Here is a 14,066-nt window from a genome sequence, read left to right as displayed (position 1 = left end):
GAATCTCGAATGGGCTGCCGGCGTTCCGGCGCTACGCATCGTTGCGCCGGGCGATCAGGCGCAGGTCGTCGCCGATCTGCCGCACTTCATGCCAGTGGAACTGCTCGGCATCCTGCAGCCGCGCCAGCGGCGGCAGGTTGAACATGCCCTGGGCATCGCCCAGCAGCTTGGGCGCGAGGTAGATCAGCAGTTCGTCGGCGCAATGCTCGCGCACCAGCGAACCGTTGAGCTTGAAGCCCGCCTCGACGTGCAATTCGTTGATGCCGCGCCGGCCAAGTTCTTCCAGCATGCGGCGCAACTCGACCTTGCCGTGCGGGTTGGGCAGCACCACGACTTCGGCGCCGCGGCCCTCGAGCGCGCGCTGGCGCTGCCGGTCTTCCACCGCGCAGAACACCAGCACGGGCCGGGCGAACTCGCCGGTATCGGGCGTCAGGATCTGCGCGTCGAGCGGCACTTCGAGGCGGGAATCGACCAGCACCCGCTGTGGCTGGCGCGACGTGGCGATGGCGCGCACCGTCAGCGCGGGATTGTCGTCGCGCACGGTGCCGATGCCGGTCAGGATGGCGCAGGCGCGGGCGCGCCAGGCGTGCCCGTCGTCGCGCGCGGTCTGGCCGGTGATCCACTGGCTGGTGCCGTCATGCAGCGCCGTGCCGCCGTCCATCGACGCCGCCACCTTGACGCGCACCCACGGCAGCCCGCGCGTCATGCGCGAGACAAAGCCAATATTCAGGTCGCGCGCCTCTTTTTCCAGCAGGCCGCAGCGCACGTCGATGCCGGCATCGCGCAGGCGCTGCAGGCCACGACCGGACACCGACGGGTTGGGGTCTTCCATCGCCGCCACCACGCGTGCCACGCCGGCGCGCACCAGCGCATCGGCGCACGGCGGGGTGCGCCCGAAATGGCTGCACGGCTCCAGCGTGACATAGGCGGTGGCGCCAGCCGGATCGAGCCCGCGCGACAGCGCGTCTTTCATCGCCTGGATCTCGGCATGGTCCTGCCCGGCCGGCTGGGTAAAGCCCTGTCCGATGACCTGGCCATCCTTGATCAGCACGCAGCCGACGCGCGGATTGGGCGTGGTGTTGAACATGCCCCGCGCGGCGAGCGCGAGCGCCTGCTGCATGGCGGCGTGGTCGGTATCGGAAAACATTCGGCGATCGGGTGGGCCTTGGCGCTGCGATTAGATGGCAGGGCTGCCAGGTCATGGCGGCTCGGAGGATTCCGCCGCTTCGCAGTCAGCGTCGCGGCCGGGTGTGCAGAGTCGGATACGTCCCTGCGCGCCCAGCCTGACTTGCCGCTGCTCGCCACGACAGCCAAGCGTGAAGGTGGCGGCCTGAAAACCGCCCTGCTCAGAACGAGAGTATCCCACAGGCAGGAATTTCAGCACATTGGCGCCGCGCACGGTCTGCCGCAGCGTCACGGACAGGCACGGCATGCCGGGCTCGACCACGGACAGCACCACTGGCCGCTCCTGGCCGGCGCCGGCCGTCACCAGTTGCCAGCCGGGGCTCAGCGTGGCCTCGCCCGGCAGCGGCTGCAGCGTCACCTCGAGGCGGCGCGACAGCGCGGTGGCGCGTGCCAGCGCCAGCGACATCACCAGCCGGTCGGCCGCCAGCGTGACCTGCTGGCGCGCCAGCATGCCGCTGAAGAGCGGATAGGCCGCGGCCGTGAACACGCCCAGAATGGCCAGGCCGGCGACCAGTTCGACCAGCGTCAGGCCGTCAGGGCGGAGCGGCCAGCCGGGGTCCAGCGATGTGTGGGTCATGGCTTCAGCAGCCGGGTGGCAGCGGCTGCGGCTGCGCCGCGCCTTGCGGCTGCGCCAGCCACTGGCCGGTGCTGTGCAGGATCAGCGTCCCGCATTCGGGATCCGCGGCTTGCGGCACCGCACGGAGTTCGACACAGGTATCGAGCGCGGCTTGCGGGCAAGCGCCGGCGCTTACCAGGTGGCGCACCGGACCATTGGCTGGCACCCGCAACGGCCACTCGCCGGCAACCATGTCGGACCCTGGCGCGGCGGCAAAGGTCATGGCCTCGAGCGCATGCCGCTCCAGCTGCAACATCGCGCCGGTCAGCTCGGCGCGCGCCTGTGCGCGCCAGCCTCGCGCCAGGTGGCGGTGCCATGCGGGCACGGCAATGGCCGCGAGGATGGCCAGCACGGCCAGCGCCGCCACCAGCTCGATCAGGCTGAAGCCGCGCTTGCGCCGGCACGCCGAGGCCCGGGTCTTCATGGCGCATCCTCCCGTGCCGGGCCGACGATCTCGCGCCAGCGCAGGCGCCCGGTGCGGCGCGTGGCCAGTGTCTGCGCGACGCGCGTGACCGCGTTGCCGGTGGCGGACCACACCGAGAGCGCGTACGCCTGGCGCCCGGCGCCGCCAGGTTGCGCGGGCGTGCCCGGCAAGTCGGTGCGGGTCGCGAACACGCTGGCCCCGGGCGGCAGCAACTGGCCGGTGGCAACCGGCACGCGCTCGCCGGAGCTGCGCTGCGAGACCGATTCCCCGGTCGCCGCCAGCACCAGGTAGCTGCGTTGCGCGCCATCGGGCGTGCGGGTCACGAACAGCAGGTAGCCGGGGTAGACCGGCTCTATCTCGACCAGCTGTTCGCCGGCATGGGGCAGGGTCAGGCGCCAGCCGGGATCCGGCCCGCCGCCAGGCGCCGCGCGCAGGACATGGCCGTTGTCCGCGGCCTGGGTCGCGACCTGCCGCGGTTTGCGCGCGGTGGCGCTACGTGTGGCAGTGCTATCGGGCACCGCGGCCAGTTCGTTGCCGGCGCCGTAGATCACCACCGGCGCGCTCGGGGATCCGAGCAATACCGGGGCTTCTTCCGTGGCCGGTTGCGCGGACACCTGCATCCGGTACAGGCAGGCCGCGGCGGCGCTGGCCCCGGCCTGCGGCGCGTCGGCGAGCGCGAAGCGCCAGAGCTGCCCGGCATCGTCGGTGGCATAGGCAGCGAGCGCGGCACCGCTCATATCGGACAGCACGCTGACCGCCACGAGCTGGCTGGCCGCCGGGTTCCCCAGGCAGTCACGTTCCGGCAAGGGCAGGGTGCGGATGGCGTACTGGCCGGACCATGCGGCGCCGGCGGGCTTGTCCAGTGGCAGCAGGGCAAGTCCGGCGCGGGCAGCGCCTGCCTCGCCGCCGGTGCCGGCAGCGAGGACCACGACCGCGAACCAGCGCAAGCCATCCGGACCACGGATGCCCGCAGCGCGTACCGGCCCGCGCGCAGCCAGAGGCAATGCGTCGGTCGCGGCGATCTCCCAGATCGGCATGAACGGCGTCTGTCCCTCGGGATCGGTGACATCCAGCACAAAGGCTGCCGCGGCATTGCCGGCCGCGGCATTGGCCGGGATGCCGCATAGCAGCACCGTGCGCCATTCGCCGCGCAGCGTGACGTCCTGCGCTTCCGGGCGCGGGCATGGCGCCGGCGGCGTTGGCGTCCCCGGGGCCGGCATGGCGAGGGCATGGGGCAGCAGCGCGCCCGGCAGGTAAGCGGCACGCTCCTCGCCGGTCACGGCATCGAACGCGTGCAGCAGCCCGTCGCCGGTGCCATGCCAGGCCACGTGCGGGCGCAGGCTGTAGCGCAGGCGAAAGCCGGCGTGGCCGGCTTTGCCGGGCGACCATGCGGGCGGCGCCACCACCCGCACCCGTGCGCCTGCCGCATTGCCCAGGCGGGTATCGCGCGGGCGCAGGCCGGCACGGGTCTGGTCGCCGCGCAGCCAGTCCACCGAGGCGCTGTCCCCGATGTGCAAGGCCTCGGTTGCTTCATCCCATTGCAGCGCAATGGCGTGCGCCGTGCCGCCGTCCGGCGCGGCGTACGTGAAGATCCGCCGCGACGGCACCGTGCGGCGGTCGAGGCGATCGCCGGCCTCCCACAGGGCTGGCGACGGTGCCTGGGTCAGGTCCTGCCAGCCGATGGCGAACAAGCGCCCGGTCCACGGATAGGCGCCGTTCGCGGTACGGTAGGCCAGCGGCAGCCGGCCCGCTTCGGACCCGGCGGCATGGCAGGCCGCAGCCAGGGCGAAGACAAGGCAGACGAGAGCGCAGCGGGTGGCGAGGCTGATCATGGCTGGATCACGCTTTGCAACAGGGCGCGCACGGCGCGGGTGCGGCCGAAGCCGATCGCGGTCACCCGCATCCGCGGCGCCGGGGCGAGCGCGGAGGCGGGATCCGGCGCGCTGTAACCGGCCGGCGCTTCGTCCAGGATTTCCGCGACATAGCGCGGCGGCTCCTGTGCGGTTGCGTCGGCCGGCAGCGCAGCGCCGGTAAAGCGGCCCAGCGGCACGCCGATGGCGTCGACCTCGGCATCGCCCCCCAGCCACGGCTGCCACACCGGCGGCCCGGCCAGTGCGGGCCGGCACAGGCCCGCCTGCTGGCCGCTGCCGCAGCGACCCGGCGCCGGCCACGGAGCGAGGCGGTCCTGCGCGTCGAGCGATGCCGCGGCTGCCAGCAGCTCGGCCTCGCCATCGCGCAGGGCCGCCTCGGCGGCGCGGAAGGCGAGTTCGCGCTCGCGCTGCATGACGGCAAGCTGGCGGCCGGACAGCAGCATCTGCAGCGTGGCGGCCGCGATCAGCACCACCATCAGCAGCAGGGTGCCGCACAGCAGCAGCGTGACGGCGCCGCCCTGGCACGGGCGTGACAGGCAGCGCGCTAGCACAGCGTCTCCTGGCAGCGCGGCGCATTGCGCAGCCGTACCGCGGCGACGAACACGCGGCGCGCGGTGCCAGCCTGCGCCGGTGCGGCGGGCGGCAGGTCCGCCGCCGCGGTGCCGGGCAGTGCCGGCGTGTCCGTAGCGCTGGCCCGCACTGGCGTGGCCGAGCCCGGCCGGTCGCCGCGCACGGCAATGGCGAGCTGGACCGCCACCACGCGTTGCCAGGCGGCATCGCCCTGCGACGCGATCGCCGATGCCGTCTCGAAGCGCTCCGGGCGGCCGTCCTGGTCCAGGTCCAGGCCATAGCGCAGTTGCAGCGATTCCACGCCACGCACCAGCGCGCCCGAGGTCCAGCCGTTGCCGTCGATCAGGCCATTGCGGCGGGCCAGGTACCGGCACAGCAGTTGCGGCACGCCATCGGCGCCAGCCGCCACATAGAGCAGGTTCTCCGCCACGTAGCCGGCGCTTGCCTCGGTGCCCGCCGCGCTTGCGGCGACCGGATAGCCGCTGCAATCCGTCATGGTGTCGTCCGGCTGTGCCGGCGCCGCGGGCAGGCCGCTGCCGCTGAAGCGGACCAGCAGCGCGTCGCTCTGGCCGACCGCGGCGCGGGCGCAGGCGGGCGCGGCGGCCATGGCGGGCTGGCCGCAATTGTCCGCGCCGCTGACCACGGGCAGGGCGGTGCCGGCCATGCCGGACGCCGGCTCGCCCGGCCATCCGGACTGTCGCAGCAGCATGGAGAGAATGGCCAGGGCGCGCTGGCCGCGTTCCTCGATCAGCACGCGGTCGGTGGTGGCGAGGTAGGCCGCGTGCGCGTTGAGGAAGGCGGCGCCGGCCGCGGCAGAAGCGATCAGGCCCAGCGCCATGCCGACCATCAGTTCGACCAGCGAGAAGCCGCGCCGGCGGGCGCGCCAGCCGCACGCGTCAATAAGCCGGCTCATGGGCGCCCCCACGTGGCCCAGCCCGGCAGGCAGCCGCCGGCATCCGGCCACGGCACGATGGCGGCGACCGCGACCAGGGGCGTCGCGCAGCGACCCAGTTCGGCATCGTCGGCGGCGCTGCGCGTGGCCTGTGCCAGGCGCTCCAGCTCGCGCAGCCAGCCCAGCCCGCTGGTGCCGACCACCGCCATCGGCAGCAGTCCGGCAAGTACGATCGACAAGGCGCCAAGCGCCTCGATCAGCGCGTACGCGCGCTGGATCCCGGGTTGCGGGATGGTTGGCGGCGGCGTCCGGCGCCGGGTTGCAGGTGAGGGCATGGCACGGGCTGTGAAGGCGACGGGCCAAGATTAGCGAGCCGTGCCGGCGGCGAACGTGCCCAAACGTAAAGCGCGAAGATCCGCACCATTGTGTTAAGCGCGGACATGTGATGTTCCGCGGCTTCGGCCTGCAGGAGAAGATCGCCGGCAACACACGCGAAAAGCAGGGCGCGCAGCAAGGGGACGACTGCGGCAGCTACACCATCAACCAACTGGGATTGCAAGGGAACACGGGGATGCGCCGGCGTGCCGTCGGCGCAGTGCTGGTAGCGGAAACCGCGGGCGTCAGCGCTTGCCGCTGCCGGCGGTGACTTCCGCCAGCACGTCCGAGAATTCGGACACGTCTTCAAAGCTGCGGTAGACCGAGGCAAAGCGGATATAGGCGATCTTGTCGAGCTTGCGCAGCTCGCGCATCACCAGTTCGCCGACCTGGCTGCTGGGAATTTCCTTCTCGCCCAGCGCCAGCAGCTTTTCTTCGATCCGGGTGATGGCTTCGTCGATGGCTTCGGCCGAGACCGGGCGCTTGCGCAACGCCAGGCGCATCGAATCCTTCAGCTTGGCGCGGGCGTAGTCCACGCGCGAGCCGTTTTTCTTGACGATGGCGGGGAAGAACAGCTCGATCCGCTCATAGGTGGTGAAGCGGCGGTCGCAGGCTTCGCAGCGGCGGCGCCGGCGCACGGCATCGCCGTCTTCCGACATGCGGGTGTCGAGAACCTGGGTATTGGAATGACCGCAAAAGGGGCATTTCATGCCGGACCACCTTGAGTTGGACCCCAGCGCCTTGTCCGTGTTGTCGTTCTGCGGCGGCGGGGCGGGTTGGCGAGGCCCGCGGTCCGCGCCGTGGGGCGCGGGCCGCGGAGCTGCCGGCCGCCCATGCGCGTGCGCGCGGGCGGCCTGCTGGCGTCAGCCGTAGACCGGGAAACGCTTGGTCAGGGCCGACACCTGCTCGCGCACCGCGGCGATGTTGGCGGCGTCGTGCGGGTTGTCGAGCACGTCGGCGATCAGGTTGCCGACGATGCGGGCTTCTTCTTCCTTGAAGCCGCGCGTGGTCATGGCCGGCGAGCCGACGCGGATGCCCGAGGTGACGAACGGCTTTTCCGGGTCATTCGGAATCGCGTTCTTGTTCACGGTCAGGTGCGCCTCGCCCAGGATGCGCTCGGCTTCCTTGCCGGTGATGTTCTTGGCGCGCAGGTCGACCAGCATCACGTGGCTCTCGGTGCGGCCCGAGACGATGCGCAGGCCGCGCGCGATCAGGGTCTCGGCCAGCACCGCGGCGTTCTTCACCACCTGCTGCTGATAGGCCTTGAACTCCGGCGTCAGCGCTTCCTTGAACGCGACCGCCTTGCCGGCGATCACGTGCATCAGCGGGCCGCCCTGGATGCCGGGGAAGATCGACGAGTTGATCGCCTTCTCGTGCTCGGCCTTCATCAGGATCACGCCGCCGCGCGGGCCGCGCAGGCTCTTGTGCGTGGTGGTGGTGACGAAGTCGGCGTGCGGCACCGGGTTCGGGTAGACGCCCGCGGCGATCAGGCCGGCGTAGTGCGCCATGTCGACCATGAAGTAGGCGCCGATCGACTTGGCGACCTTGCCGATGCGCTCGAAGTCGATGCGCAGCGCGAAGGCCGAGGCGCCGGCGATGATCAGCTTGGGCTTCTTCTCCTGCGCCAGCTTTTCCAGCGCGTCGTAGTCGATGTCTTCTTGGGCGTTGAGGCCGTAGCTGACCACGTTGAACCACTTGCCGCTCATGTTCAGCGCCATGCCGTGGGTCAGGTGGCCGCCTTCGGCCAGGCTCATGCCCATGATGGTGTCGCCCGGCTTGAGCACGGCGAAGTACACGCCCTGGTTGGCCTGCGAGCCCGAGTTGGGCTGCACGTTGGCGGCCTCGGCGCCGAACAGCTGCTTGACGCGGTCAATGGCCAGCTGCTCGACGATGTCGACGTACTCGCAACCGCCGTAGTAGCGCTTGCCGGGATAGCCCTCGGCGTACTTGTTGGTCAGCTGCGAACCCTGCGCGGCCATCACCGCGGGCGAGGTGTAGTTCTCGGAGGCGATCAGCTCGATGTGGTCTTCCTGGCGCTGGTTTTCCTGCTGGATGGCGGCAAAGACCTCGGGGTCGATCTGGTCGATCGTAAAACGGCTGCGTTCGAACATGGCGAAACTCGTCTGAAAAAAGGGAATCCGATGCGGGCATCGGGGGTAGGGCGCGCGGGGAAGGCTAGCGGCGACCCGCACCGGCGGCTTGGCCGTCGGCGCAGGGCGCACCCTGCTTCCCATTCGCTGCCCAGGCGAGCGGCAGGCATGACTCGCGTCAACGCCATGGCGTCTGGAAACTTCACGCCAGAGAACTTGCGCTTCCTCGTGGTAGTGCCCACTGACTTCGCCAGTCGCGCAAGATGGAATGGTTGCGCGCAGTGTAGCGCGAGGCGGCCGCCCGCCGCAAGCCGTGGACCCGCCAGCCAAGCGCTGGCAAGGGCTGGCGCGGACCTGGCCAGCAACTTGCTGTTGCAAAGTCGTCCTGCGGGTTTACACGAAACGGGTATCGCTCTCCGTTACAATCGCGGCCATGACAAACTTTGTCTGGACCCTGCGGGTGTACTGGGAAGACACCGATGCAGGCGGCGTAGTGTTCTACGCCAACTACCTCAAGTTCTTCGAGCGCGCCCGCACCGAGTGGCTGCGCTCGCTCGGCATCGAACAGCAGGCGCTCGCCGACCAGGCGGGCGTGGTCTTCATCGTCCGCAGCACGGCGGTGGACTACAATGCGCCCGCCCGGCTGGACGACCAGCTTGAGATCCGCACGCGCATCGACCGGGTTGGCCCGGCTTCGGTGCAGTTCACCCAGGAAGCCTGGCGGGGCGAACTGATGCTCGCGACCGGCGCGATCCGCGTTGGCTGCGTCGACAAAAGCACTTTCCGTCCCGCCCCGATCCCCGACCCCGTTCTAGCCACCATCAAGTCAGCACGATGAATCCCGTGACCGTCACGCAAGACATGTCGATCGTAACGCTGGTGCTCCACGCCAGCGTGCTGGCACAGGCCGTCATGGCGCTGTTGCTCGTCATGTCGCTGTTTTCGTGGACCTATATCTTCCGCAAGCACCTGGCAGTGCGTTCGGCGCGTACCCAGACCGAAGGCTTCGAGCGCGACTTCTGGGCCGGCGGCGACCTGCAGGCGCTCTATAACAGCGCCGTCAACAACCGCCATAACACCGGTGCGCTGGAACGGATCTTCGAATCCGGCATGGGCGAATTCCTGAAGGCGCGCGAGCGCGGCAACGAAGCCGGGGCGCTGCTCGACGCCGCTCGCCGCGCCATGCGCGCGGCCTACCAGCGCGAGATGGACGTGCTCGAATCGCATCTGCCGTTCCTGGCGTCGGTGGGTTCGGTGAGCCCGTATATCGGCCTGTTCGGCACCGTGTGGGGGATCATGAACGCATTCCGTGGCTTGTCCAATGTACAGCAGGCGACCCTCGCATCGGTGGCGCCCGGCATCGCCGAAGCGCTGGTGGCGACCGCGATCGGCCTGTTCGCGGCGATCCCGGCGGTGATCGCCTACAACCGCTATGCCACCGAAATCGATCGCCTGGCGATCCGCTTCGAGAGCTTCATGGAAGAGTTCCTGAACATCCTGCAGCGGCAGACCCGCTAACCGTATTTCCTATCAACGGCCCGGGCGCGAACCCGGGCCGGCGTTTCCAGGAGTCCTGCAATGGCAGCCATTCAGCGCCGCGGCGGCTCGCGCCGCCGGGCCAGCGCCGAGATCAACGTCGTGCCGTATATCGACGTCATGCTCGTGCTGCTGGTCATCTTCATGGTGGCCGCGCCGATCGTCAGCCCCGCCACCGTCGACCTGCCCACCGTGGCCAATGCCACGCCGCAGCAGAAGGCCCCCCCGATCGTTGTCACCGTGCATGAAGACGGCCACCTCACCGCGCGCGGCAAGGACAATGCGGGCAATACCTTCGAACGCAAGCTCGACAAGCAGGGCCTGCTGGACTTCGTGCACCAGCGCCAGAACGAGAACCCGGACCAGCCGGTGGTGATCGCCGCCGACCGCGCGGTCAAGTACGAAGCGGTGCTGGACGTGATGTCCGTCCTCAAGGCCGATGGCGTCAAGCGCGTGGGCCTGATGGTCAAGTCCAAGACCTCCTGACGCGTTGAAGCGCCTATCCGATTGCCGTTGCGCCTGATGACGACCGCCGCCGCTTATCCCTACCAGCCGGTCAAGGAGCGGGGAACCCTGCGTTCCTTCGTGCTCGCGCTGATCATGCATCTGCTGCTGGCCGTGGTGTTGTACTACGGCGTGAGCTGGCAGAGCAGCACGCCCGTGGGCGCCGAGGCCGAACTTTGGGAAGAGATCCCGGCTGCCACGGCGCCACCGCCGCCCCCGCGCCCAGAACCCGCGCCGGAGCCGGTACCGCTGCCGCGTCCGGCACCGCCGCCGCCCCAGGTGAAGAGCAAGGTCGAGGACGACGCCGATATCGCGCTGGAGCAGAAGAAGCGCCGCGCCGAAGCGGCCGCGCGCGAAGAAGCCGAGCGCAAGGAAGCGGCACGCAAGGACGCCGAGCGCAAGGACGCCGAGCGCAAGGAGGAAGCGCGCAAAGAGGACGCGCGCAAGGAAGCGCTGAGAAAGGAGGCCGACCGCAAGGAAGCCGAGCGGCGCGAGGCCGAGCGCAAGGAAGCGCAGCGCAAGGAAGACGCGAAGAAGAAGGCCGCGCAGCAGGAGCAGGATCGCAAGGAACAGGCCGAGCGCGAGCGCAAGGAAGCCGCCGAGGCCAAGGCCAGGGCGCAGGCCGATGCCAAGGCCAAGGCCCAGGCCGACGCCAGGGCGAAAGCCGAGGCCGACGCCAAGGCCAAGGCGGATGCCGACGCCAAGGCCAAGCGCGAAGCCGCCGCCAACGCCCAGCGCAAGAGCGAGCTGGCGCGCCTGCAGGCACTGGCCGGCGGTTCAGGCGCCGGCGGTGGCGGGGTCGGCAATGCGGCCGGCGCCGGTGCCGGCGGTGGCGGCAAGGCTTCGCCCGGCTATGCCGACCGCGTGCGCCGCCGCGTCAAGCCGAACATCGTCTTTACCGAGGACGTGCCGGGCAACCCGACCGCGGTGGTCTCGGTGCAGCTGGCGCCGGACGGTTCGCTGCTGTCGGCGCGGCTGTCCAGGTCCAGCGGCAACTCCGGCTGGGACAATGCCGTGCTGCGCGCGGTGGAGCGTTCGGATCCGCTGCCGCGCGACGAGAACGGCAAGGCGCCGGCCAGTTTCACCATTACCTTCCGGCCGAAGGACTGAGTGACCGGCAAGGCATGATTTGCAACATAATGCAACCTTCATCGCCGGGTTCCGGTCCCAGCGCTAGCATGACAGGTTGCCTGACGCAGCCGACGGTGCGGTACGCACGCGGACGGGGCATGCGCCACGCGCAGCAATGCCGCAGTGCCCGTGTTGCCGATTGCCTGTCGTGCCCGACGAAACTTGAAATCGACTGAGGAGCAGCATGCGAAAGCTTTGGGCCCCCAACTGGCTGTCCGCGAGGCGGCACAACGCAGATTCCCCCGCATCCCGAGGCGCCAGCCGGCCGGCGCCGCTGGCGGGCCGGCGCGCGCTGATGGCGTGGCTGGCCGCGGCCATGACCATGGCGGCAGGCGCCGCGCACGCGCAGCTCAACGTTGAGATCTCCGGGGTTGGCTCCAGCCAGTTCCCGGTGGCCACCGCCAACTTCCAGGGCGAGGCCCAGGCCCCGCAGAACCTGACCGCGATCATCCGTTCGGACCTGGCCCGCAGCGGCCGTTTTCGCAACGTCGACCCGGGCGGCGCGACCGTGGCCGAGTCCGCCAATGTCGACCTGGGCAGCTGGAAGGCGCGTGGCGCCGATGCCTTCGTCGCCGGCAGCGTGACCCCGGCCGCGGGCGGCAAGTACGAAGTGCGCTTCCGCCTGTACGACACCGTCAAGGGCCAGAGCCTGGGCGGGCTGGCCTTTACCGTGAACCAGTCGCAGCTGCGCGTGACCGCGCACAAGATCGCCGACTACATCTATGAAAAGCTGCTGGGCGAGCGCGGCGTGTTTGCCACGCGCCTGTCCTACGTGTCCAAGGTGGGCGGCCGCTACCAGCTGCTGATCTCGGATTCGGACGGGCAGAACGCGCAGGTGGCGCTGACCAGCAACGAGCCCATCATCTCGCCGTCGTGGTCGCCGGACGGCGCACGCGTGGCCTATGTTTCGTTCGAGGCCAAGAAGCCGGTGGTGTATGTGCACGACCTCGCCAGCGGCAAGCGCACGCTGGTGTCGAACCAGAAGGGCAACAACAGCGCGCCGTCGTGGTCGCCGGATGGCCGCCACCTGGCGCTGGCGCTGTCGCGCGATGGCAATACCCAGGTCTACCAGGTCAACGCCGACGGCTCGGGCATCCGCCGCCTGTCGCGCAGCAGCGCCATCGACACCGAGCCGCAGTATTCGCCCGACGGCAAGAGCATCTACTTCACCAGCGACCGCGGCGGCGCACCGCAGGTCTACCGCATGTCCGCCTCCGGCGAGGAAGGCGGCGGTGCGCAACGCGTCACCTTCAAGGGCAGCTACAACGTGAGCCCGCGCATTTCGCCGGATGGCAAGTACCTGGCGTACATTTCGCGCGGGGGCGGCTTCAAGCTGCAGTTGCAGGACCTGACCAACGGCGACGTGACGTCGCTGACCGATACCGCCAACGACGAAGCGCCCAGCTTCGCCGCCAACGGCAAGTACATCCTTTATGCCACCCGCGTGGGCGGTCGCGCGGTGCTGGCGGCGGTGTCCACTGACGGGCGTACCCGGCAGGTTCTGTCCCTCCAGTCCGGCGATGTTCGCGAGCCGTCCTGGGGTCCTTTCATGCAATAACAGGAGTCATTCACCATGCCTCAACTGATGACCAAAACCCTTGCCGTTGCCGCACTGCTCGCCCTGGGCGCGTGCAGCTCCGGCGTCAAGCTTGACGATACCGCCAACGCCGGCGCCGGCGCCGCTGGCGGCACCGGTGCCGATCCGCGCGCCGTCACCCCGGTGACCGCGGCCGATCCGCTGAACGACCCGAACAGCCCGCTGGCCAAGCGCAGCGTCTACTTCGACTTCGACAGCTACAGCGTCAAGCCCGACTACCAGGGCATGCTGGACGCGCACGCCAAGTACCTGGGCACCAACAAGGGCCGCAAGATCCTGATCCAGGGCAACACCGACGAACGCGGCACCAGCGAGTACAACCTCGCGCTGGGCCAGAAGCGCGCCGAAGCCGTGCGCCGCTCGCTGGCGTCGATGGGCGTGCCCGACGCCCAGATGGAAGCCGTCAGCCTGGGCAAGGAAAAGCCCAAGGCCGCCGGCCACGATGAAGCCTCGTGGGCCGAGAACCGCCGCGCGGACATCAACTACTGATCTGGACCGCCTTCCATGAAAGCACGCGTTTCCACCCTGTTGTGGCTCGCCGCCGTCGCCGGCGGCGGCATGCTGCCGCTGTCGCAGGCGCATGCCGGAGTGTTCGACGATGACGAGGCCCGCAAGGCCGTCATCAGCCTGCGCGACCAGTTCAACGGTTTCCAGGCGACCGCGACCCAGCGCATCGAGCAGAACAGCCGCACCACGCTCGAGATGGAGAACCAGCTCGAAGGCCTGCGCCAGGAAGTGGCGCGGCTGCGCGGCCAGAACGAAGTGCTGCAGAACACGGTGGAAACGCTGCAGAAGCAGCAGAAGGACTACTACGCCGACCTCGATGCGCGCCTGAAGAAATTCGAGCCGCAGCAGGTCACGGTCGAAGGCCGCGAAGGCATCGCGCAGCCGGGCGAAAAGCCCGAATACGATGCCGCGCTCAAGCAGTTCCAGGCGGGCGACTTCAAGAGCGCGGGGAATTCGTTCTCGGCGTTCGTGAAGAAGTACCCGCAGAGTCCGTACCTGCCGCTGGCACAGTACTGGCTCGGCAACTCGCTGTACGCGCAGCGCGACTACAAGGGTTCCACCTTCGTGCTGCAGAACATGGTCAATGCCAACCCGACCCACCCCAAGGTGCCGGACGCGATGATCGCCATTGCCAACAACCAGCTCGAGTCCGGCCAGAAGGCGGCCGCGCGCAAGACGCTGGAGCAGGTGGTGGCGAAGTATCCCGGCACCGAGGGCGCGCAGGCGGCGAGCAACCGGCTCAAGACGCTGAAGTAAGCGCCGGCGCCG

Annotated in this window: 17 protein-coding genes and 1 riboswitch; of the genes, 8 read left to right on the top strand and 9 right to left on the bottom strand. The window is 69.6% G+C overall.

What is annotated here, in order from left to right; all coding sequences use genetic code 11:
* Positions 1-31 precede the first annotated feature (31 nt).
* From ribD to CBM2586_RS12170, 7 genes are read right to left on the bottom strand one after another with little or no spacing between them, the layout of a single operon-like run.
* On the bottom strand, positions 32-1,147 hold the full coding sequence (gene ribD, locus CBM2586_RS12200; protein WP_115687745.1) for a bifunctional diaminohydroxyphosphoribosylaminopyrimidine deaminase/5-amino-6-(5-phosphoribosylamino)uracil reductase RibD: 1,116 nt from the start codon (positions 1,145-1,147) through the stop codon (positions 32-34).
* 51 nt (positions 1,148-1,198) lie between these two features.
* Complete coding sequence (locus CBM2586_RS12195; protein WP_115661448.1) at positions 1,199-1,762, bottom strand: GspH/FimT family pseudopilin; 564 nt, start codon at positions 1,760-1,762, stop codon at positions 1,199-1,201.
* A gap of 4 nt (positions 1,763-1,766) precedes the next feature.
* Positions 1,767-2,225, bottom strand: coding sequence for a type IV pilin protein (locus CBM2586_RS12190; RefSeq protein WP_115687743.1), 459 nt, complete (start codon positions 2,223-2,225; stop codon positions 1,767-1,769).
* Entirely contained in the window at positions 2,222-4,057 is a 1,836-nt protein-coding gene (locus CBM2586_RS12185; RefSeq protein ID WP_115687741.1) for a pilus assembly protein PilY, read from the bottom strand. Before CBM2586_RS12185 ends, CBM2586_RS12190 begins: the two co-directional genes overlap by 4 nt.
* Complete coding sequence (locus CBM2586_RS12180; RefSeq protein WP_115687739.1) at positions 4,054-4,647, bottom strand: pilus assembly protein; 594 nt, start codon at positions 4,645-4,647, stop codon at positions 4,054-4,056. The genes CBM2586_RS12185 and CBM2586_RS12180 overlap by 4 nt, the downstream gene beginning before the upstream one ends.
* Complete coding sequence (locus tag CBM2586_RS12175) at positions 4,641-5,579, bottom strand: PilW family protein (RefSeq protein ID WP_115687737.1); 939 nt, start codon at positions 5,577-5,579, stop codon at positions 4,641-4,643. Before CBM2586_RS12175 ends, CBM2586_RS12180 begins: the two co-directional genes overlap by 7 nt.
* Positions 5,576-5,893, bottom strand: a complete 318-nt coding sequence (locus tag CBM2586_RS12170; RefSeq protein WP_145987403.1) for a hypothetical protein — start codon at positions 5,891-5,893, stop codon at positions 5,576-5,578. Before CBM2586_RS12170 ends, CBM2586_RS12175 begins: the two co-directional genes overlap by 4 nt.
* Before the next feature lie 110 nt (positions 5,894-6,003).
* Between CBM2586_RS12170 and CBM2586_RS32055 the strand changes: the two genes are divergently transcribed.
* Positions 6,004-6,204: a hypothetical protein gene (locus CBM2586_RS32055; protein WP_231942401.1), complete on the top strand. Its 201-nt coding sequence runs from the start codon at positions 6,004-6,006 to the stop codon at positions 6,202-6,204.
* On the opposite strand, the gene nrdR is transcribed toward CBM2586_RS32055, so the two are convergent.
* Positions 6,179-6,643, bottom strand: coding sequence for a transcriptional regulator NrdR (gene nrdR / locus CBM2586_RS12155; RefSeq protein WP_012353559.1), 465 nt, complete (start codon positions 6,641-6,643; stop codon positions 6,179-6,181). The two genes, CBM2586_RS32055 and nrdR, sit on opposite strands and share 26 nt — an antisense overlap.
* A gap of 153 nt (positions 6,644-6,796) precedes the next feature.
* Positions 6,797-8,044 (bottom strand): serine hydroxymethyltransferase, encoded by a 1,248-nt coding sequence (gene glyA / locus CBM2586_RS12150; protein ID WP_012353558.1) that lies wholly within the window; start codon positions 8,042-8,044, stop codon positions 6,797-6,799.
* A 121-nt stretch (positions 8,045-8,165) separates the two neighbouring features.
* Positions 8,166-8,291: riboswitch (ZMP/ZTP riboswitch) on the bottom strand.
* A gap of 165 nt (positions 8,292-8,456) precedes the next feature.
* On the opposite strand from glyA, the gene ybgC reads away from it, so the two are divergent.
* From ybgC to ybgF, 7 genes are all read left to right on the top strand, one after another.
* Positions 8,457-8,861, top strand: a complete 405-nt coding sequence (gene ybgC / locus CBM2586_RS12145) for a tol-pal system-associated acyl-CoA thioesterase (RefSeq protein ID WP_012353557.1) — start codon at positions 8,457-8,459, stop codon at positions 8,859-8,861.
* Positions 8,858-9,541: a protein TolQ gene (tolQ, locus tag CBM2586_RS12140; RefSeq protein WP_012353556.1), complete on the top strand. Its 684-nt coding sequence runs from the start codon at positions 8,858-8,860 to the stop codon at positions 9,539-9,541. Before ybgC ends, tolQ begins: the two co-directional genes overlap by 4 nt.
* Before the next feature lie 60 nt (positions 9,542-9,601).
* The gene (tolR, locus tag CBM2586_RS12135; RefSeq protein WP_115661455.1) at positions 9,602-10,045 is read left to right on the top strand and encodes a protein TolR; all 444 of its coding nucleotides are present in this window, start codon (positions 9,602-9,604) and stop codon (positions 10,043-10,045) included.
* Positions 10,046-10,081: 36 nt separating this feature from the next.
* Positions 10,082-11,173, top strand: a complete 1,092-nt coding sequence (gene tolA, locus CBM2586_RS12130) for a cell envelope integrity protein TolA (RefSeq protein WP_115688747.1) — start codon at positions 10,082-10,084, stop codon at positions 11,171-11,173.
* A gap of 205 nt (positions 11,174-11,378) precedes the next feature.
* Entirely contained in the window at positions 11,379-12,752 is a 1,374-nt protein-coding gene (gene tolB / locus CBM2586_RS12125) for a Tol-Pal system beta propeller repeat protein TolB (protein ID WP_115661457.1), read from the top strand.
* 15 nt (positions 12,753-12,767) lie between these two features.
* Entirely contained in the window at positions 12,768-13,280 is a 513-nt protein-coding gene (gene pal, locus CBM2586_RS12120; RefSeq protein WP_115661458.1) for a peptidoglycan-associated lipoprotein Pal, read from the top strand.
* 15 nt (positions 13,281-13,295) lie between these two features.
* Positions 13,296-14,054: a tol-pal system protein YbgF gene (ybgF, locus tag CBM2586_RS12115; RefSeq protein WP_115687733.1), complete on the top strand. Its 759-nt coding sequence runs from the start codon at positions 13,296-13,298 to the stop codon at positions 14,052-14,054.
* Positions 14,055-14,066: the final 12 nt, after the last annotated feature.

Origin of the sequence: Cupriavidus taiwanensis, from assembly GCF_900250115.1 — a bacterium.
Lineage (GTDB): Bacteria > Pseudomonadota > Gammaproteobacteria > Burkholderiales > Burkholderiaceae > Cupriavidus > Cupriavidus taiwanensis_B.
The sequence above is the reverse complement of the archived record's forward strand: the minus strand, read 5'-3'. Positions and strand labels throughout refer to the sequence as shown.

Coding starts and splice junctions, on each gene's coding strand:
- tolA (WP_115688747.1), top strand. CDS start 10,082: ATGACGACCGCCGCCGCTTATCCCTACCAGCCGGTCAAGGAGCGGGGA.
- ybgF (WP_115687733.1), top strand. CDS start 13,296: ATGAAAGCACGCGTTTCCACCCTGTTGTGGCTCGCCGCCGTCGCCGGC.
- pal (WP_115661458.1), top strand. CDS start 12,768: ATGCCTCAACTGATGACCAAAACCCTTGCCGTTGCCGCACTGCTCGCC.
- CBM2586_RS12185 (WP_115687741.1), bottom strand. CDS start 4,057: ATGATCAGCCTCGCCACCCGCTGCGCTCTCGTCTGCCTTGTCTTCGCC.
- ybgC (WP_012353557.1), top strand. CDS start 8,457: ATGACAAACTTTGTCTGGACCCTGCGGGTGTACTGGGAAGACACCGAT.
- CBM2586_RS32055 (WP_231942401.1), top strand. CDS start 6,004: ATGTTCCGCGGCTTCGGCCTGCAGGAGAAGATCGCCGGCAACACACGC.
- ribD (WP_115687745.1), bottom strand. CDS start 1,147: ATGTTTTCCGATACCGACCACGCCGCCATGCAGCAGGCGCTCGCGCTC.
- glyA (WP_012353558.1), bottom strand. CDS start 8,044: ATGTTCGAACGCAGCCGTTTTACGATCGACCAGATCGACCCCGAGGTC.
- CBM2586_RS12195 (WP_115661448.1), bottom strand. CDS start 1,762: ATGACCCACACATCGCTGGACCCCGGCTGGCCGCTCCGCCCTGACGGC.
- CBM2586_RS12175 (WP_115687737.1), bottom strand. CDS start 5,579: ATGAGCCGGCTTATTGACGCGTGCGGCTGGCGCGCCCGCCGGCGCGGC.
- CBM2586_RS12190 (WP_115687743.1), bottom strand. CDS start 2,225: ATGAAGACCCGGGCCTCGGCGTGCCGGCGCAAGCGCGGCTTCAGCCTG.
- CBM2586_RS12170 (WP_145987403.1), bottom strand. CDS start 5,893: ATGCCCTCACCTGCAACCCGGCGCCGGACGCCGCCGCCAACCATCCCG.
- tolB (WP_115661457.1), top strand. CDS start 11,379: ATGCGAAAGCTTTGGGCCCCCAACTGGCTGTCCGCGAGGCGGCACAAC.
- nrdR (WP_012353559.1), bottom strand. CDS start 6,643: ATGAAATGCCCCTTTTGCGGTCATTCCAATACCCAGGTTCTCGACACC.
- tolR (WP_115661455.1), top strand. CDS start 9,602: ATGGCAGCCATTCAGCGCCGCGGCGGCTCGCGCCGCCGGGCCAGCGCC.
- tolQ (WP_012353556.1), top strand. CDS start 8,858: ATGAATCCCGTGACCGTCACGCAAGACATGTCGATCGTAACGCTGGTG.